We start from the raw sequence: 18,683 nt of genomic DNA on the forward strand, positions 1-18,683 counted from the left end.
ACATTTCCCCCGGTTTTACGTAACGGTTTGATGACCCAGTTGAAAACCCTTGACAGCTCTTCAAGGCATAGCCACCCAATACGGAGGTTTTTTACTTGAGCTTTTGCCCACCTTGGATGGCTTGGGGAGCTTTACTCGGCCTATTCTACAGGCTATTTAACCAACCAATGACGCCGTGCCCTGTGACCACTTCCATAATAAGGAGGGAGGCAAAACCAATCATGGCGAAACGACCATTCATTTTTTCGGCGTATTTAGTCCAACCCGCTTGTACGGAAGAGTCGACGTAAACCTCTGGTTCGATGGCAAAGTTGTTGAGACGGTTGTCCTGATCCAAGCGGAAGCCACGGGTGGTCATAATTGGATTACTCCTAGTAAAAGTCTATGTTAACTATTGTAACACTTTTTTAAGGAATGTAACAATGTCCCCTTCTTCCCATGGCACCGCAGTCCAACAGGCGATCGCCGATCAACTGTTGGAAATGATTCTCCAGTCCCAGGATTTACATAATGCTTATCGACTGGTGGTGGAAGGATTACAGCGGGGTTTGGGGGTAGACCGGGTGTTGTTGGTGCAAAATGCAGTGTTCCCGAACCGTCAATCCCGCCTTGTGGCCCAGGCCATCGCTCCGGCCAGGGATATTATGCTTTTGGATGAACCCTGTGCCGATTGTCGTTGGCTCCATCTGCTGGGGCAGCTTCCCCACTACGGGCTGTGGACAGTGTGGGAGGGGGAAGGTGAATTTGTCCAACTAGATCCGGTCCAGGGGGAATTTTGTCGAACTTTGGGGATTAAAAGTCTATTGCATTTGCCCTTGGTGATTAACCAGCGTCATTGGGGAGTTCTCAGTCTCCAATATCTCCACCAAGCCCGGCCCTGGCCCCTGGAGGATCAACAATTTGCCCAGCGCATTGCCCATCTATTCTGTTTGGGTTTGATGAAAACGGAGCTTTGGATTCATTGTCAGAACCATAAAAATGCGTTGCAGACTGTGGTGGCCGAGGGCCAGGTCCAAAGGGAAACCTACCTTAAATCCGCCCAACGGGAACGGGCCATTGCTGATGTTATCGATAAAATTCGCTTTGCCCTTGATCTACGCTCCCTCTTTCAAACTACGGTGACGGAGGTGCGGAAATTGTTGGTAGCAGACCGGGTAATGATTATTAAAGTTAGGCAGAATAAAAATTTTTCCTGGGGGGAAATTCAGGCGGAAGCCCAAACGGACGACAAGCTATGCCTCTTGCCTCCAAAGGAAAGAGTGCCTTTGTCATCGCGATGGATTGATCATTTTGCCAAGGGATTGATTTTAGCCATGGATGACACCGACGATCAAAGGGCGGATTTCGATCAATCAATGTTGGCACTAGCCAAGGCTAATTTGGTGGTGCCCCTCTTTTCTGGCGATCGCCTCTGGGGGGTATTGTCGGTGCATCAGTGTGATGGGCCCCGGGTGTGGGAAAGTTCGGACATCGAGTTTGCCCTCAAAATTGCCCTCAACTTAGGGGTGGCGTTACAACAGGCAGAATTATTGACCGAGTCCCAACGGCGATCGACCGCTCTCCAAAGTGCCCTGGGGGAAGTGGAAGCCCAAAAGGATTATCTCGCCCGCATTGCGGAGGAAGAACGGGCCCTCACTAGGGTGATTGAAGGCATTCGCCAAACGTTGGAGTTACAGAATATTTTTCGGGCCACCAGTGATGAGGTGCGTCATTTGCTCAGTTGTGACCGGGTGTTGGTCTATCGCTTTAATCCGGACTGGAGCGGGGAATTTATCCATGAGTCGGTGGCCCAAATGTGGGAACCACTGAAAGACTTGCAAAATAATTTCCCCCTCTGGCAAGACACCTATCTCCAGGAAAATGAGGGGGGTCGTTACCGCAACCATGAGAGTTTGGCGGTGGGGGACGTGGAAACAGCCGGTTTTACCGATTGCCATTTGGACAATTTGCGCCGGTTTGAAATTCGTGCCTTTTTAACTGTGCCAGTGTTTGTGGGGGAACAACTCTGGGGCCTGTTGGGGGCCTATCAAAATGGGGCTCCCCGCCATTGGCAAGCGAGGGAAATCCATTTGCTCCATCAAATTGCCAATCAGTTGGGCGTAGCAGTGTACCAAGCCCAGTTGCTGGCCCGCTTCCAAGAGCAGTCTAAAACCATGGAAAATACTCTGGCTGATCTGACGGCGATCGTTGATAACCTGGCCGATGGTCTATTGGTGATTGATCTATTTGGTCGCATTACCCGCTACAATCCGGCCCTGTTGGCCATGTTTGATCTGGAGGGCCTAGAACTATTGGGCGCGGGGGTGGATGCCTATTTCCCCGAGACTTTGAATCAGTTGTTAGCTAAACCGGAAAGGGAAGAGCAAAAACTGGTCACCGCTGATGTGGAATTAAGTCAGGGCCGCCAAGGACAAGCTTTGATCACTAGCATTACTTCCCATGAAAATGGCTGCGAATATCCCCAATGCCTGGGGGCGGTGATTATGATCCGGGATGTGACCCACGAGCGGGAAGTGGAGCGGATGAAAACGGATTTCTTGGCCACGGTGTCCCATGAATTACGTACTCCCCTCACTTCTATTTTGGGTTTTGCCACGGTAATTCAGGATAAATTAAACCGAGTGATTATCCCGGAGTTGGATTTGGCCCAGCCCCACCTTGGCAAGGCTACGGAACGGGTGATGCGGAATTTGGCCATCATTGAGTCGGAGGCCCAGCGCCTAACTGTTTTGATCAATGATGTGCTAGATATTGCCAAAATGGAAGCAGGACAGGAATCCTGGCAGGAACAACCCTGTGCCATTGGCCCCATTATTGAACGGGCGATCGCCACCATTACTCCCCAGGCTCAGAAGAAAAATATTAGTTTGCAAGGGGATTTGGAACCGGGTTTGCCTGATTTTATCGGAGACGAAAACCGGATTTTGCAGGTGGTGCTTAATTTACTCTCCAATGCGGTCAAATTCACCCCTAAGGGTTTAATCACTGCCCGTAGCCACTTTCACCAAAATTATCTCTGGGTAGAAATTATTGACCATGGCCCCGGTATCCATCCAGCGGACCAGGAGAAAATTTTCGAGCCGTTCCAACAGGGAGGGGGAGATGTGCTCACTGATAAACCCCAGGGTACGGGGTTAGGATTGCCCATTTGCAAAAAAATTGTTGAACACCACGGCGGTACCATTGGCGTTAATAGTAGTCTGGGTCGGGGTAGTACTTTCTATTTTTCCTTGCCTGTCCCAGTTCCTGCGGTGGAAACTTCCCCTGCTGTCTGAAGTGGTAATCAGGTTATTTTTCCTTTGGTGCCCCTGGCCAACAACGGCGATCGCCTACGTTTAAGGTATGGTTGATCATGGTAGTCTAGCGAAGCCCGGCCTTCTTCCAGCCCGCATTACCTATGCAAGATTTTGGCGCAGTGTTCCACAACCAAGTGCTTTTGATTTCCCTGGCGGCCTGCTTCCTGGCCCAGGGCATCAAGGCGATCGTGGAAATTTTCCGCAACGGTAAAATCAATCTCCGTTCCCTCGTTTCCACCGGAGGAATGCCTAGTGCCCATTCTGCCTTAGTGGGGGCCTTGGCCACCGGGGTCGGTTTGCAAAAAGGCTGGGGCAGTAATGAATTTGCCATTGCTTGTTTATTTGCCGTCATTGTTATGTACGATGCGGCAGGAGTGAGACAGGCTGCCGGTAAACAGGCCCGTATCCTCAATCAGTTAATTGATGAACTTTTCCAGGAAGATCAAAGCTTGACGGAAGAACGGCTCAAAGAACTGCTGGGCCACACTCCAGTGCAGGTTTTTGCTGGTTTAGCATTGGGCATTGCCATCGCTTTCTTTGCCGTGCCAGCCCAGTGAACGGGAAATTAGGAGAGTAAATGAATGGAAATTGTCCTTTTCCTAGCCACTATTTTAATTATTGGTTTAGTACTAAGATGGTTTTTTAACGTAACAGCGGCAACCCTAAAAAATGGGGCTATTATCGCTATTATTTTGGTGGTGCTTTACGTCGGTTTTAAAATTACTCCCGCTGAAGTGTGGGAACAGGTGCAACAAATTTTCCAGGGCAAACGTTAAAACTTAAATTGTTCGATCTAGGATGCTGTTGATAAAATTTTGCTTCACCGTCTTTATTTGAAAAGGTTGACAGTATTTTTAAAACCATTCTGGGCATCTGTTTAAAAAGCTTTATTTTGCTTCCTAAATCGACCTACTAAAGCTCTGGCAATACTGGGGGACGTTGCCTCTGTTTCCCCCCAAATTTGGGGGGTCAGGGGGGCTTTTAAGACAATTTCTAAGGTTTTCCACTGGTTGATGAATCACATTTTTTCTCCTTTAGCTAACACTCCGTTAAGAAAAATATCTGCTAAACCTTCCGCCATTTCTTGCAAAGCCTGGGGGGAAGCGTGGGGGTCAATCACCGTTTGTTCGGAAAAACCAGCCACCGCAAACATACCCAAAAAAACCTGGGCGACAATTTTGGGATTCATTCGCCGGTAAATGCCTCGGTCCATGGCGGTTTGGAAAAAGGCTTCCGCCACATCGGTCATTTTGTCGATAATTTCCGACTGGATTTTTTCCCGTAGCTCCGGGTGATATTGGGCTTCCACAAAGCACACTTGCAATAGATATTTGTTTTCCCGCAAATGGAACATCCGCCGTTTCATCACCTGGGCGATCGCCTTGTAACTGCCCATCTCGCTTAATTCAGTCAATAAATCGGTGAGAATTTCCACCCAGCCGGCGGTGGCCACTTCCACCAAAATGGCCTTCTTATTGGTGAAATAACGGAATAGCGTTCCTTCGGCCACGTTGGCTGCCTGGGCCAAATCCTTTGTGGTAGTACCTTCGTAACCCTTAGTGCCAAATAATTTCAAAGCTCCCTTCAAAATGCGATCATGGGTGGAAGCTTCGGCCGGATTGGTAAAGGTCGATGGGGCGATTGAATACTTGTTGCTCTGCACGGACTTTACCTCTAAATTCACCGAGCTATTACTGTTATTGTGCGGGAAAAATCCCGATCGCCTCACTGGTCAACAGAAATCTTCATAATTCCGAGCTTTTTCCATGAAACGTCCCACCCTCTACTGTGCAATTACCGGCCATGGTTTTGGCCATGCGGTGCGGACTGCTTGCATTGCCCGCCGGGTCCAGGAACTTTGCCCTGATGCGTTGATAATCATGGCTACCCGTAGCCCCCGTTGGTTGCTGGAGTGTTATTTGGAAAAACCCTTTATTCACCGCCCAGTGGCTTTTGATGTTGGCGTGGTACAGGCAGATAGTTTACAGATGGATGAAAAGGCGACCCTGCAAGCTTTACAGGATATTTACAAGCGGGAAAATGCCCTGGTGGCCACGGAGTCTAACTATTTACGGAACAATCGGGTGGATCTAGTGCTGGCGGACATTCCGGCCCTGGCAGTGGCGATCGCCCATCGAGCAAATATTCCCTGTTGGATGAGTAGTAATTTCGGTTGGAATTTTATCTATCGAGATTTTAGTGATCAATTTGGGGTAGTGATTGAGAAAATTGAACGGGATTATCGCCAATGTGATTTATTATTCCGGTTGCCCTTATCGGAACCGATGGAAATTTTCCCCTATCAAATCCAAGCTGGCTTACTGGGGGGCGGTCCTCAATATGGGGAGCAGAGTTTAAGAAATACCTTTGCCATTAAAACTGCTAAGGAAAAAACTATTTTGCTCACCTTTGGGGGTTTAGGTTTAGAGGCTATTCCCTACCAAGTATTAACTCAATTTCCCGACCATCAATTTATTACCTTTGACATCCAAGCTCCTAAGTTAGATAACCTGACCATTATCAATGATAAAACCTATCGCCCGGTGGATTTAATGCCCCTTTGCGGACGGGTATTTTCCAAGCCTGGTTTTGGTACCTTTGCTGAAGCGTTAAAGTTAGAAGTCCCGATTATTTCCCTCACCAGGGATGGTTTTGCGGAAGCGCAAGTTTTACTGGCAGGTTTGCAGAACTACGGAGAGCACCAAATTGTGCCCCACCAGCAATTTTTCGCCGGCAACTGGGATTTTTTGTTGGAAAGCCCCCAAAAACCTAGGTTGGATCAGAAGTTAGACAAACATGGCGATCGCCAGATAGCAGAAAAAATCGTCGCCCAAATTAGTTGATTTTGTCCCCCAACTCGGAAAAAGTCAGGGGATTTTGGTAAACCATAAACCTGGGGTTAACCTCTGGGAAGCCGTTCATGGTTGTTCATGCCGTATGCTTTTACGATCTAAATGCTATCTGACACCTCCGTTGACTTAATAAAACTTAATCCAAATAATTTGACTTAGTGGTTCTTTTCAGGCATTCTCTCAGCATTAGAAGGCTGAGTATGGGTTTTAATGCTGTTTATCCTTACAAGTTAAGTGATAAATGTGCATTAAGGATTCCCATTGCAGTCTAATTACTGGTTAGCTGCAAATAAAAAATGAAAAAACCAGATATTGATGTGTATTGCAATGTAATGGAAGAAATCAAGCGACGAACAGGCGTTATCGATTTTTTTCTATCTGGTAATGGTCACGCTTTATGTGAACCTACAACACTGGAATCAATTGCGCTGCAAATCAGGAAAATCCTAGAGCTAATAGCTATGGCGTCACTTGTAGCAAACGAAAAAGAATACAAAAAGGTATATTCCAATTTTGCCAGCGCATGGAATGCAGAATATTTACTAAAAGACTTAGGCAGAATTAATCCTGATTTTTACCCTAAACCAGTCGTAGAGAAACTTTCTGATGACCCTAAAGTAAAAAATCGCCTAGCAGATCGTGACGAAGACTATCTAACCAAAAATGAATTTATAAAAGTTTACAAGAAATGTGGCGCAATCATGCATGCGAGCAATCCGATGGGTCGCAAAATAGGCTATGAATACTACAAAAAGAACATTCCAGAATGGAGACAGAAGATAATAAACCTCCTAAACAACCACCAAATTAAGTTATTTAATCACTCTGGCTTTTATCTAATTCATATGAAAGAAGATCGTGATGATAAGGTACATTTTTATGAATTCGACCTTGTGCAAACCACAAGCAGCTAACAAAACGCTCGTTCGAGCGCAAACTACAATGCGCTTCGTTTGCGCTGCACAGCTTCAACGTTCGGCGGGCTTGCTTGCCAGCACTCTTTTCATTAAAATAGTATAGCAGTCTGTATTATCGGCATTCAACTCTGATGGATAATCTAACCGACTTTGCATTCAAGCTCGGGAAGGTCGTTTACAAAGTTATTCGCGATGTCGAGGCATCAAAAGATGATTCGACCAAGCTCATCCAAGACCTTGGCGGCTTAAGCGGTGAAAAGATACTACTTCAGAAAATCGCCAAGTTTTGGAATCAGCAAGACCGCTGGGATAGACCCGATGGCCTCGTCATAGTAACTAGTCACAGACTTGTCTTTTTAGCTAAAATGAAGACGGTCGCATCAACAACAGATTATCTCAGCTTTCCATTGGGGTTGATTGACGAACTTGAAGCTACCACTGTATCTTGGGTCAGTCCAGCAATTGCATTTCACGTTAATTCGACGAAGTATATGTTCACATTCTTTGCCGGATCGGATGAAGTCGTTGATGCGATCCGATCGGCCAAGGTAACACTAGAATCAATATCCATTAATTCGCATTCAGATCCCTCAAGCACTGGGCGAGATATTCCTGTGCAACTCCTACCCGACATGATTCGATTTCTATGCCCAGATTGTGAGGCTTCAGTCAGAGTTAGGCGTAAACAAGCAGGAAGGCTAGGAAAATGCCCCGAATGCGGTGGTGTTTCACGGATCCCAATCGATGGAAGATAGAATGCCTTAGTCAACTTAAAGACATCCCAGATTGTTAGAAAGTCTAACCACCCAATGAGAACTAGGCGAAGGTTTTGTCAAGTCCTGAAGATGCCGTTCACCAGATCTATCTCATCATTGCTGCCGAACAAGCCCCTTGAGTGGACAGTCCGCCACCGGTCTTTTGCATTACAATTTTAGGGTTACCACCTGCCCCTAGGGCCAGCGTTAGCATTCAGAAAATCCACGAGAGGTGCGTCGCCCAATACAAATTCATCCTTTAATACACATTCAAAGCATGAATACTATTGATTTTGAAAGAGTGATCAGAGCACTTATCAAAAGTGGATTTCTCTTTTCAGCTGCCGACTTCAATGAGCGCAGGCGTGCAGCTGATAAAGTAGCTACATCTGGATTGATTGAAAAGACAAATTTTTGGTGCAACGTTGCAATAAAAGGTGCGATACCTGTTATCGAATCATCTTTCGACGTAGACATCCCTTCAAATCAGTTCCGATTCAAGCCTTCTATGCAGGATTTCAATGTTAAAGAAGATGAATTGAGTGCAATGCTCTTAAAACTTGGGATGAATATGGATGCGGTTGCATTTCGATATGCTTACTCCCAGCCAGTATTCGTAGGTGTGAAGTTTGCAGCATCTCTTTCGCCCGAAGCTCGAAGATCTCTTTTTGAGTCGTTTGATCGTCAGATGCTTAACTGTCTCTCCCTTACTTCTTCAATGAAAGCAGGTTTTGGAAGCGTAAAGATGTCAGTAACTGGATTCGTTTTATGGATATTTACGAATCAAAGCGGAGCAAATAATTTCAGCTCTGTGGAAAAGGAAAGCTTGAGAAAGATGCATTTTTGGGAGAAGGTTAATTCACTGTCCTGGGTCGTCGATCTTGAAACGAACTCAATAGCTAAACACAAAGGGCTGCCAATCATTCTTGATTCAGTCTTTAATGTAAAGGCATTTGAGGATTCTCTGAAGCTTGACGAATACTAACAACCGAGCTGCACCGGAACGCCATAAGCTGTTTGGTTGGGTTACAAAGGTTATCTGCGTCTGGTGAGCTTAGTCGTTAGGCCCCATACAAAATTTAAGACCTACCCACCAGAACTTCTTTGTCACCAGATTCTTACTGTAAGCGCCTCCGTGCTTTTGCAATCGTCCATGGCGATCGCCAGCAACGTTATGGTCGCCAGATAGCAGAAAAAATTGTTGCCCAAATTGGCTAATGATATTAGTTGATAAAAACTGATAGCCGTTGCTGTAAATCACAATTGAGCCAGGAAAAATAAGTGGGATAAACTGGAAACCTTGGTTGCAATAAATAGCCATTTTCTTCTAGCAATTGACTTAGTTGATTCACCGATTGGTGATGATAATCAGGGTTAACTTCATCAATGGGTACAATGCCACCTAAATCCCTAACTCCAGCAGCTAAACAAGCTAGTAGATCACTGAAATTTGGCACTAAATTAGGCGGTATTTGTAGGGTAATTTCTGCGGGTAATATTGCCCTTGCTAAGGTAATAACTTGCACCAATTTTTGTGGGCTGTAGGCGGAAATATTATCTGTTTGTTTTTGCCCAGGGCTATGGGGTTGCAAAATCACCTCTTGAATGTGGCCGTATTCTTGTTGAACATTGGCGATCGCCATTAAACTCTCTTCCACTTCCTGGTCAGTTTCCCCAATGCCCAGTAATAAGCCAGTGGTGAAAGGAATACCCAATTCCCCTGCTAATCGTAATTGTTCTAACCTGAGCTGGGGTTCTTTACTGGGGGCTTGACGATGCACTGTGGTTAATAGTCGGGGAGAAACCTGTTCCAGCATCAACCCCAGGGAAAAATTCACTTCCTTTAAACGAGCTATTTCTGATCGACTTAAAGGCCCCGCATTGGTGTGGGGATAAAATCCCAAATCTAGGGCGATTTTGCCTAGGTTATAAATAAGTTCAAACCAAGCTTTTCGGCGGGAAGATTGGGGATGCACTTCCCCCGCCAGAATTAAAATTTCCCTTATCCCCCGCCCTGCCAAACTTTCCAGTCGCTGTTTAGCAACGCTTTCGGTTAACCATTGGTCTTTTCTTGGCTCCTGCCGGAAATTGCAGTAACTACAACGGTTAAAACACTCGTAGGTGGGAACCAGAGTATAGGCGGGACTGTAAGTGATAGACAACACACTTCAACTCAAAAAAGACTTTAACCGAGCCAACGCCATGGGAGGAATGGCATGACCCATGGGAAATTCTTGATATTCCACTGAGGCCCCAATGCTTTCCAGTTCAGCCTTGGCCTGTTGAGCCATCCGCAGTGGTACTACCGGATCTTCGGTGCCATGGATTAACAAGATAGGGGCGATCGCCTGGGGTTGGGATTCCGGCTGGAAATGGAGATAGCCGCTCAGGGAAAAAATTTTAGCCAGGGGCAATGTTAAGCCCACATCCAGAGCCATGGCTCCCCCCTGGGAAAAGCCTCCCAGTATAGTTCTGGCCAGGGGAATGCCCGTTTCCTCTGCTAAACCCAATAAATAGGCTCGTAAACCCTGTCTTGCTTGGGCCAAACCTTCAAAATTTTGACTTTCGAGGTCATACCAAGCCCGGCCCTGGGGAATTTGGGGATGGGTAAAGGGGGCATTAACAAAGCGCCACTGATAATTAGGTAAGTCCAACATGGGAGCCAGGTCTGACAAATCCCGAGCATCAGCCCCCCAACCATGGAGCATCACGAGTAAATAACTAGAATCCGTTGGTGTAACTGCTGGGTCTGGGTAGGCGATCGCCGAAAAATGTAGAGCCATGGCAGGGCAATGCTAACGATTTAACTGGGTGAGGCTGGCGGACTGGTAATAATGGGACAAAATTTGTTGGTAGGGGGTACCTTTTTGGGCTAGACCGTAGGCTCCCCACTGACTTAGGCCAATGCCATGGCCAGAACCACGGCCTGTAATGGTGAAATTATCGCCATTTCTCGACACAGTGAACAGAGTGCTCCGGAGTTTTAATGCCTGACGAATGGCATTGCCAGTTAAAGTTTTGCGCCCCCCGGTGCCATTGACTTGAATGGAAGCAATGCGACCCCTGGGAGTAACTTTGAGAGGGGTTAAACCGGTAACAGTGCCAATGCCCCCAATGTGTCGGCTCAAATCACGGTTACTGAAGGTTTGGTTCCAGCTAAACACCGGCGAACTTTGGTCATAATCCACCACTCCCCGTAGATAGGGCAGGGGCGACATCCATACGTCTTCAACATTTTCCGTATGGCCCCCAGAGGCGGCATGGAACGCAGCCAAAATCACCTTGCCGTTGTAGGTCATTACCTGGCCCGCCGTGGCTTCTACTGCTTCCACCGTGCTGACATATTCGTTATTCATCCCCTTATAAACCTGGGTGGCCGTGGTGGTGTCCAGGTCGTAGTAACGGTTACTGTCCTTGCTAGTTTGATAGATGGCGTAGGTGCGGGCGGCTACAGCTTGGGCTTTTAGGGCTTCCAGGGGCCAGGAGGGAATGGCTTCGGAACCTACCACACTGTATAAATACTCTTCAATATCCACTAGATTAACCGCGCTGACCCCATTGCCTTGGCGGATTAGACGCACCTTGCCCCGATACCAACGATCGCCGATCCAAATGCGGCCGTCTCCACTAGGTTCAATGGTGATTTGGGAAGCCTGCATACCAGCCAGGTTAATGTTGCGACCGGAGGCAGTGGCGTTGGCGGGGACAAGGGAATCTAAGCGGCCAATGGTGGCTCCCCCGGCATTTTTCACCAAGGCTGGGGTGGAACTGCCCACTCCGACATTACTAACACCCTTACTGATGGCAACCCGTAATTCCATCGCCTGGGCGGATAAAGTCCAAGCCAGGGAAATAATTAAACCGAAAAAACTAGATTTACCAATTAGTTGTAACCAGGGGAGGAGAACCCGTAAGTTTGTCGGCAGGGAACCCCCTGTTTTGGTCGTAAATTCCATGACAAATTTCCTCACAGCACAATCTACCGGTCAATCCTAACCAAGGTAGCTGTTGCCGGGGATTTTGCCAAGCCAGTTACAGCGCCGACCAAAGGGGGAAAGATCGTTAAAATAACGGTGGTTATCCACTGGGCAAGTTTTTTGTAGAGGAAATAAACTTCGATGGAATGGCGTGAAATTTCTGGCAGTTGGGTTCTAGTGCCGCCCCAACCGATCGCCGTGGTGCATTTTCTCGGGGGAGCTTTTGTCGGTACGGCCCCCAATGTGGCCTATCGTTGGTTACTAACGGAATTAGGTAAAGCTGGTTATGTGGTGGTGGCCACCCCCTTCGTCAACACCTTCGACCACCAGGCGATCGCCCGTAGTGTGCTGAATCGCTTTGAAATTATTCTGGAAAGATTGCAAAAACAAGGGGAAATTACCACTGGTTTACTGCCGGTATACGGCTTAGGCCATAGCTTGGGTTGTAAACTACATCTACTCATTGGCAGTTTGTACGAGGTGGAGCGGGCCGGCAATATCCTCGTTGCGTTTAATAACTATCCCGTTAAACAGGCTATTCCCTTTGGGGAACAATTAGCCCAACTGCAACTGGATAAATTCCTCACAGGGGTGCAAAAACAATTAAGACAGCTCAATCTCCAGGTGGATTTAAATTTTGAATTTACTCCATCCCCGGAGGAAACCAACCTTTTAATCGCCGAAAATTATCGAGTGCGGCGTAATTTATTAATTAAATTTTCCAACGATGATATTGACCAAACCCTGGGCTTAAGGCCAATTTTAAATCAACAAACCGCTGACCTAGTGGCCTACTGTCCCCTACCTGGCAATCATTTGACTCCTTTGGGGCAAGACATTCAATGGGAAACCGGCCAGGAATTTTCCCCCTTAGACGCAGTGGGGCAATGGTTGAAAAATTCCCTTTCCCAGGATTTGAGGCGACTGCAAAAGGAAATTCTCCGTTGGCTAGAACCGACTCGTTTCTATAGCGGTTTTGATAATCTATAAATGCGAAAGAGGGTGGGTAAAAAAGCGATACTCCTCCACCGGACGGTTTTGCAAAATATGCTCTTGGAGAATTTTTTCCATTACTGTGGGGGTCACGTTCCGGTACCAAATGCCCTCTGGATATACCAGTAAAATTGGCCCCTGCTGGCAAACCCGCAAACAATTAGCCTTAGTGCGGAAAATGTTCCCATCACGACTGGACTGAGTGCAATCCAGCCCCAACTCCGGCAAACGCTTTTTCAGATAATCCCAGGTGGCGAGGCTATCTTCTTTGCTACAGCATTTCGGTTTTGTTTGGTCACAACAGAGAAACAGATGCCGTTGAATGCGCCCAAGGCCTAAACGTTGGCAACTATCGACAATGGTTTCTGAGGGAGTTATGGGGACAGGGTTTTCCATGGAAATGTGCGCGAAAACTGAATAATCGCCTTATAGTTGGAGAGAATAAAGCCCCGTGGCCTTGCCCCACCAAAATCATTATGTTTAAAGATTGGAACTTTGATGACTGGATGAACCATTTAATGATGCTATTGACCCTGTTGGGTTTGGCCATTATTTGGTTTGTGATTTAAGGACTACTTGGCACGTAGTTCCATTCTTCCAAGCATTAGTGGGAGCAACTGTGGAGCAATAAAGAGTTTTGTTAGTCTAAGCTAAAAAACCCCGTTTACCTGCCGTTTTTTGCTTAGTCTCCCAATAATTCAAGGAATTGGGCTTCTGATAACTGCGCGATGCCGAGCTTCTGGGCTTTTTTCAGCTTTGCCCCCGGAGCTTTGCCCACCACAATGTAATCGGTTTTACCGCTGGGAGTGCCAGTGCATTCAGCCCCCACATTTTGGAGTCTGGTTTTAGCTTCCTCTCGGTTCATGGCGTTGAGGGTACCGAGAATGACAACTTTTTTCTCAGCTAGGGGATGGGCACCTTCCTCATTACTGGGGACAGTGGCTACTGGATCGGTGATGGTTTCTGTTTCCACCGTAGGGGCAACATCTTCGCTGGTAGCAACTGGGGCAACTGTTTTATTTTCCCTCGGCGGCTCAGTTTTTTCCACCGCTTTAACTTGCTTTTCCTCTTGGTCCAAAACCTCGTCAACAGCTTTAGCAGTGGATTTTTTCGCTGGAGACGCAGGAGCTTTGGTTGCTTGGGCTGCTGGTGGGACTGGAGTCGGTTCCGGTTCTGGTTCAACCTTTTCCGCTTGAACTGATTTGGGCGATTCTTGTTTAACCTCAACGGTTACCGGAGGAGAAGGGGATACCACAGGTGCTTCCTGGGCTGGTGCAGTTGCAACTGCTTTAGTTTTTTCCGGCACCTCAGAAGGAGGCTCGCCTTTAGCCTTAGCTAAGTTTTCCTGTAGGGCCGCCAATTCTTGTTGAAGTTGGGTTACTTGCCCCTGGGCAGATTGCAGGGCAGCGGCCTGTTCTTTTTTCTCAGTTTTAAGGCGATCGCCTTCGGCCTGGGTAGTTTCCAGTTTGACTTTTAATTCGGCATTGGCCAGGGCTAGTTCTTTTTGCGCTTCCTCTAGTTGATTGAGCTTAGCCGTGAGTTGGCTTCGTTCCCCTTGCCATTGTTCTTCCTGTTGGCCTAGGCGATCGAGGGCGGCCTGTAGATTTTCTGCTTGGGTCTGGGCTGACTGACTTTGTTGCCTTGCGGTCTGTAATTCCTGTTGAACTTGATCCCGTTCCGCAGTCAGTTGTCGTACCTGCTCTTCCCATTGGGACGCCTGACTATTCCATTGAGCTTGTTCTTGCTCATGTCTTTGTTGCCAGAGCTTTTCCTGGGATGCTAAACGTTGCTCGATCGCCTTAGCTTGATTTTGTTCTACATAGCTGAGTTGGTCACTCAACTGTTGATTGCGAGTCACTAAAGAATTCAACTGAACCAGTTTAGGCCGAGTTTCCGCCACTTCATTGACCGCTTGCTTAAGGCGATCGGACAAGTTGGTATTTTCCTGGAGCAATTCTTGATTGAGCTTTTGCAGACCAACAAATTTTTCGCTTTGGATGTCGTCATAGTGGGCCAACTGATGTTGCAGAGCGGCTACCATTTTTTCTTGGGCTTGGTAATTTTCTGTCAACTGATTCCTTTCCGCCAAGGCATTTTCCAAGGAAGCCTGGACGGATTGCAAATCTTTTTCTAAACGACGCAATTTTCCCTTGGCATGGATGACAGCTTCTGGAGATTCCCCATCGTTTTCGGGGGCAACTTCTTTTACCGCCGGAGTTCCAGAGCCAGCGATTAAAGTGGGAGGCTGATCGGAGGGTTGGGATTGGGCCAGTTTTTTTTCTAGGGCGCGACGACTATTCCAGACATATATGCCGCTGCCTAAGGCCAAAACCAATCCGCTTAAGGGGTAGCTCAATTCCAATGGGGTCATCCACCGTCTCCTCGATCAAAAACATCAACGCCAATCGCCACTGGACTGGACTCTAGATCCTCTTATAGCAAGTTTAGGAACCTTTTATGGGACGACGGGGCGAAATAGTCGCAAAACTTAATCGAGGCAGGAGGCCAGGAGCCTTAGCCCACTCTCTAAAATTCCCCGCCATGGGAATTTACTATTTTTTGTCCTATTTCTAGATCAATTAATCCATTGCTCTGTTCAATGTGCTTAATCAATTCCCTATAGGCTGGAGCGAATTGCAACTGGGATGAATTACCTAAAATGACTAGCTTACTTTTTGCCCTGGAAATACTGACCAATAATTTCCGGTCTGTTCCCTGGCGATCGCCATCAGCGATGCTTTGAATATTTTTAACCTGCTTAGACCAAGAAATGGTAGTGGAAAAAATAATTAATTCTCTTTCATCCCCCTGGAATCTTTCCACCGTATCCACCACAATGGAATCCCTTGAAAAATCAGCGCCAGCAAAAATTTTTTCCAATTGTTGATTAATTTCCGCTACCTGAGCCCGAAAAGGAGCAATAATGCCAATTTCTGCCATTGGCAACAGTTTGTTTTCCCAGTAAGTTTTGACGATGGTCGCCGCAATGATGGCTTCGTTAGTATTCTTGCGCTGAATACTAGTTTCCGATGGGGTTTCAATAAAAATAGTTCTACTCTTACTCAATTTACTTAACAAGTCATTGTCATTATTTTCGTAACTTGACTCAATTTTTCGCTGTTCCTGTGTTTGCTCCACCAAAGGGCGATCGTAATGATGGGCTATCAATGAAGCAATATCTCTATGCATACGATAATGCTCAGTTAGTTGTCCGTAACAATGATTCCATCCCTTATTTTTGGCATTATTAATTAATCTTTCAAACAAAGATATTCTCAAATCGCTAATGTTAATGGCATAGCGTCGAAATGGCTCAACTTCAACTCGACATTCCTCTTCATTTTGAGTAATTACTGCTGGCAGTTGCTTTTGATCACCAATCAAGACAAATTTGTTGAATAAGACCACTATTCCGGCTAGATCAGCCTCCGTTAATTGGGAAGCTTCATCAATGATTAGCTGATCAAATTCACCAACAAACTCCCTGAGTAATAAATATTTATCTTTAAACGTGGAAACAGTTGTGACAAATACTTGATTTTCTTGTAAATACTTCCGCCAAAGATCCGCATTATCTCCAGTTAATTTTTCGGCCAGCAAACTTTCATCAACTACAGTTTTGTTACCTAAACGTAGGTAATCTATTAGCTCTCCATAGCGTGGGGATTTAAGGGCTTTACAAATCTGTTCCACTGCCTTATTCGTAAAAGCCAGGATAAAAATATTTTTCTTGTTTAATTTAAGTAAATTTTGTACGTAATTAACCAAAAATATACTAGTCTTCCCCGTACCTGGTGGTCCTTGTAGTAAATAATAATGCTTAGCCTCGAGAGCCTGGCAAATAATTTGATTTTGATCATTGCTCAGGTAAATATTTACCTGATAATCTATTAACGCTTTTTGTGGCTCCAAATGCCCTAAAAGTAATTGTTTTTTCTCCATGGAACAAGACAATACTTCCAACAAACAGACAATACTACTCCAGTAGTTGCGCTCGAAAATATCCGGCTCTAAGGCCCAAAAATTATATTGCTCGATAAATGAATAGTCATTTTGCTTGTTAAATAAAGAAACTATTATTTGATTCTGATTAATTCCCTTGATCGAACCTTTAAAAATATGTTGTTTTAACGGTTCATATACACCATTTATTTTGGGATGAATAATTACTATGTCACCAGAACGGAATGAATGGGGCACATCAGTCTGAGTCAATGCTAATGAAAGATAACTTTTCTCTTTGTCAACCTTGATTAGTTTAAGATCATAAATTAAGCGATAATTATTTTGTTTAACATTAAAATTATCTAGCCACAAACTAGCAAACCCTGTCGATGTTTGATGCTTATCTTCCAACTCAGATTGCTGATGATCTGATATTTTATTGTTAATTAATTCCCGTAGAATGAACGAGAGTAGCTGTTGATAATAGTTTGTCGTCAACTTTTCTGGCTGGTAGTTTTGTTGAAAACGCTTTAATCGTCGTTGATTATATTCTGGTAACTCTCCAGCACCATCAGATTTAAGTTTATCTAAGCTAATAAAGTTGCCCGCAGCTAATTGGTAAATTTTGCTAACAATTTCATTTCTGATTTTAATCAACTCATTTTTTTCTTGAGATTCGCTAACAATATTTCTGCGGGGCTGATCTGATTTTGAGTAAAATATCTCCTTGTTACCCACATAATTTCCGTAGGTACTTTCCAGCATCATGTTATATGCCACCACCTGCATTTTATGATTTTTCCATTCTCTACCTGGATAGGGAGCGCCACCACTTTTTAGCTCAATAATATCCTTAGATCCGTTTGAGTCGATAGTTAATAAATCTAGTCTTCCTTGTAGACCATAATGTTGTGAAAAAAATGTAGGTTCAATCCAAATTCTTAAGTTTTCTGCCTGTAATCTCTGCACTAATTGACTGATGTTAGGTAGATGTTCTTGAACAATCGACGTTTGAATATTTGTCATCTCCTGTTCGCCAAGATAAGCAGATCTCAGAGCATCTGACTTTTTGTAATCTGTAAAAATTTGAGCAATATTAATTTGCTTATTTCTGACTAGCTCATCTAGGCAGTAACCTACAATGGTTCCTTTAAAAGCTGCAGCACCAGCTAATTCTCCTACTAGTTTGGTTAGCCAAAAAATATCACTGCTCGTATTTTTGTTGCCAAAACACTCACTGATGGCGCTGGCATCTACCAGAAAGTCCGGCTCAATAACGATTAATGATTCTGATTTGGCCTGATATTTATTTTCAGCTACTGGCACCAAATTATGGCAAGCGATTAATGTATCTTCCTTCAATATGTCAATCAAATAAAATAAATGGGGAGCATTAAACCAATCACACTCTATGACAATGTTTGTTTGTAGGTTTTCTAAATCAAAACCGTAGAGATGAAATGCCCGCTTTGATTGACTTCTGTGGTGCCCTGTGTATAAAAGCTTCAGGTACTTGGTAGACGGCGATCGCCTTGCTTGAAAAAGCTTGGTAAAATATTGATTGTTATATTTACTATTGTCAAAAGTGAATCCCAGTAGTTCGGAATTTTCAGTTGCTTGCAGGCATAATTTTTGGAGCAACAAGATTCCTTGCTCAATGGCAACTTGGTTGACTTTTTCAGAAAATCCCCTGCGGATAAATTTCCGGAAAGCTTCAAAATTGCTTACATCTTCTTCGTCTAGATTTATTTTGCTAATACAATACCTAAATTTTGCATAAAAATTTCTGAAAACTATATTTTCAGGTTCAGTAAAAGCTTTGATGAACTGATAAAAAAGCTTAGAGATTTCATAAAATTTTTCCTTTAAGCTCAGCTTAGCTTCACCAAGTAAGTATAAACTTTCGCATATTCCTGAAGCTTTTTGCTTATCGTTCATCAACAATGTT

General features: G+C 45.2%; 16 protein-coding genes. 8 read left to right on the forward strand and 8 right to left on the reverse strand.

Annotated elements, in window-relative coordinates; genetic code table 11:
• Nucleotides 1-145 precede the first annotated feature (145 nt).
• Nucleotides 146-358: a chlorophyll a/b-binding protein gene (locus tag SYNPCCP_RS03275; protein WP_010871838.1), complete on the reverse strand. Its 213-nt coding sequence runs from the start codon at nucleotides 356-358 to the stop codon at nucleotides 146-148.
• A 64-nt stretch (nucleotides 359-422) separates the two neighbouring features.
• Between SYNPCCP_RS03275 and SYNPCCP_RS03280 the strand changes: the two genes are divergently transcribed.
• The 3 genes from SYNPCCP_RS03280 to SYNPCCP_RS03290 all read left to right on the forward strand — a co-directional run bounded on the left by SYNPCCP_RS03280 (nucleotide 423) and on the right by SYNPCCP_RS03290 (nucleotide 4,072).
• Complete coding sequence (locus SYNPCCP_RS03280; protein ID WP_020861492.1) at nucleotides 423-3,275, forward strand: GAF domain-containing protein; 2,853 nt, start codon at nucleotides 423-425, stop codon at nucleotides 3,273-3,275.
• A gap of 122 nt (nucleotides 3,276-3,397) precedes the next feature.
• Entirely contained in the window at nucleotides 3,398-3,853 is a 456-nt protein-coding gene (locus tag SYNPCCP_RS03285; RefSeq protein ID WP_010871840.1) for a divergent PAP2 family protein, read from the forward strand.
• 24 nt (nucleotides 3,854-3,877) lie between these two features.
• Nucleotides 3,878-4,072 carry a hypothetical protein gene (locus SYNPCCP_RS03290; RefSeq protein ID WP_020861493.1) on the forward strand — a complete coding sequence of 65 codons (195 nt, stop codon included), beginning with the start codon at nucleotides 3,878-3,880 and terminating at the stop codon, nucleotides 4,070-4,072.
• A gap of 242 nt (nucleotides 4,073-4,314) precedes the next feature.
• On the opposite strand, the gene SYNPCCP_RS03295 is transcribed toward SYNPCCP_RS03290, so the two are convergent.
• Entirely contained in the window at nucleotides 4,315-5,025 is a 711-nt protein-coding gene (locus SYNPCCP_RS03295; RefSeq protein ID WP_010871841.1) for a TetR/AcrR family transcriptional regulator, read from the reverse strand.
• Nucleotides 5,026-5,062: 37 nt separating this feature from the next.
• Here SYNPCCP_RS03295 and SYNPCCP_RS03300 point away from each other — a divergent pair, with 37 nt between their 5' ends.
• From SYNPCCP_RS03300 to SYNPCCP_RS03315, 4 genes are all read left to right on the forward strand, one after another.
• Entirely contained in the window at nucleotides 5,063-6,139 is a 1,077-nt protein-coding gene (locus tag SYNPCCP_RS03300) for a hypothetical protein (protein WP_010871842.1), read from the forward strand.
• A gap of 305 nt (nucleotides 6,140-6,444) precedes the next feature.
• Nucleotides 6,445-7,062, forward strand: coding sequence for a hypothetical protein (locus tag SYNPCCP_RS03305; protein ID WP_010871843.1), 618 nt, complete (start codon nucleotides 6,445-6,447; stop codon nucleotides 7,060-7,062).
• Nucleotides 7,063-7,196: 134 nt separating this feature from the next.
• Nucleotides 7,197-7,820, forward strand: a complete 624-nt coding sequence (locus tag SYNPCCP_RS03310; protein ID WP_010871844.1) for a hypothetical protein — start codon at nucleotides 7,197-7,199, stop codon at nucleotides 7,818-7,820.
• Between the two features lie 277 nt (nucleotides 7,821-8,097).
• Entirely contained in the window at nucleotides 8,098-8,805 is a 708-nt protein-coding gene (locus SYNPCCP_RS03315) for a hypothetical protein (RefSeq protein ID WP_020861495.1), read from the forward strand.
• 238 nt (nucleotides 8,806-9,043) lie between these two features.
• Here the strand turns inward: SYNPCCP_RS03315 and cofG are convergent, their stop codons facing one another.
• Genes cofG through SYNPCCP_RS03330 form a run of 3 tightly spaced genes read right to left on the reverse strand, consistent with a single transcriptional unit; the run spans nucleotide 9,044 to nucleotide 11,776 of the window.
• Nucleotides 9,044-9,985 carry a 7,8-didemethyl-8-hydroxy-5-deazariboflavin synthase subunit CofG gene (cofG, locus tag SYNPCCP_RS03320; RefSeq protein ID WP_010871846.1) on the reverse strand — a complete coding sequence of 314 codons (942 nt, stop codon included), beginning with the start codon at nucleotides 9,983-9,985 and terminating at the stop codon, nucleotides 9,044-9,046.
• A 3-nt stretch (nucleotides 9,986-9,988) separates the two neighbouring features.
• Nucleotides 9,989-10,603 carry an alpha/beta hydrolase gene (locus SYNPCCP_RS03325; protein ID WP_010871847.1) on the reverse strand — a complete coding sequence of 205 codons (615 nt, stop codon included), beginning with the start codon at nucleotides 10,601-10,603 and terminating at the stop codon, nucleotides 9,989-9,991.
• A 12-nt stretch (nucleotides 10,604-10,615) separates the two neighbouring features.
• A complete protein-coding gene (locus SYNPCCP_RS03330) occupies nucleotides 10,616-11,776 on the reverse strand; it encodes a SpoIID/LytB domain-containing protein (RefSeq protein ID WP_020861496.1) in 1,161 nt (386 codons plus the stop codon).
• A 162-nt stretch (nucleotides 11,777-11,938) separates the two neighbouring features.
• Here SYNPCCP_RS03330 and SYNPCCP_RS03335 point away from each other — a divergent pair, with 162 nt between their 5' ends.
• The gene (locus SYNPCCP_RS03335) at nucleotides 11,939-12,787 is read left to right on the forward strand and encodes a DUF1350 family protein (RefSeq protein ID WP_010871849.1); all 849 of its coding nucleotides are present in this window, start codon (nucleotides 11,939-11,941) and stop codon (nucleotides 12,785-12,787) included.
• Here the strand turns inward: SYNPCCP_RS03335 and SYNPCCP_RS03340 are convergent.
• The 3 genes from SYNPCCP_RS03340 to SYNPCCP_RS03350 all read right to left on the reverse strand — a co-directional run bounded on the left by SYNPCCP_RS03340 (nucleotide 12,782) and on the right by SYNPCCP_RS03350 (nucleotide 18,673).
• Nucleotides 12,782-13,186, reverse strand: a complete 405-nt coding sequence (locus tag SYNPCCP_RS03340) for a ferredoxin (protein ID WP_010871850.1) — start codon at nucleotides 13,184-13,186, stop codon at nucleotides 12,782-12,784. The genes SYNPCCP_RS03335 and SYNPCCP_RS03340 overlap by 6 nt on opposite strands.
• A gap of 286 nt (nucleotides 13,187-13,472) precedes the next feature.
• Nucleotides 13,473-15,161: a BRCT domain-containing protein gene (locus tag SYNPCCP_RS03345; RefSeq protein WP_010871851.1), complete on the reverse strand. Its 1,689-nt coding sequence runs from the start codon at nucleotides 15,159-15,161 to the stop codon at nucleotides 13,473-13,475.
• Between the two features lie 155 nt (nucleotides 15,162-15,316).
• Nucleotides 15,317-18,673: a DEAD/DEAH box helicase gene (locus SYNPCCP_RS03350; protein WP_010871852.1), complete on the reverse strand. Its 3,357-nt coding sequence runs from the start codon at nucleotides 18,671-18,673 to the stop codon at nucleotides 15,317-15,319.
• Nucleotides 18,674-18,683 lie beyond the last annotated feature (10 nt).

It is taken from the genome of Synechocystis sp. PCC 6803 substr. PCC-P (genome assembly GCF_000284455.1).
GTDB lineage: Bacteria > Cyanobacteriota > Cyanobacteriia > Cyanobacteriales > Microcystaceae > Synechocystis.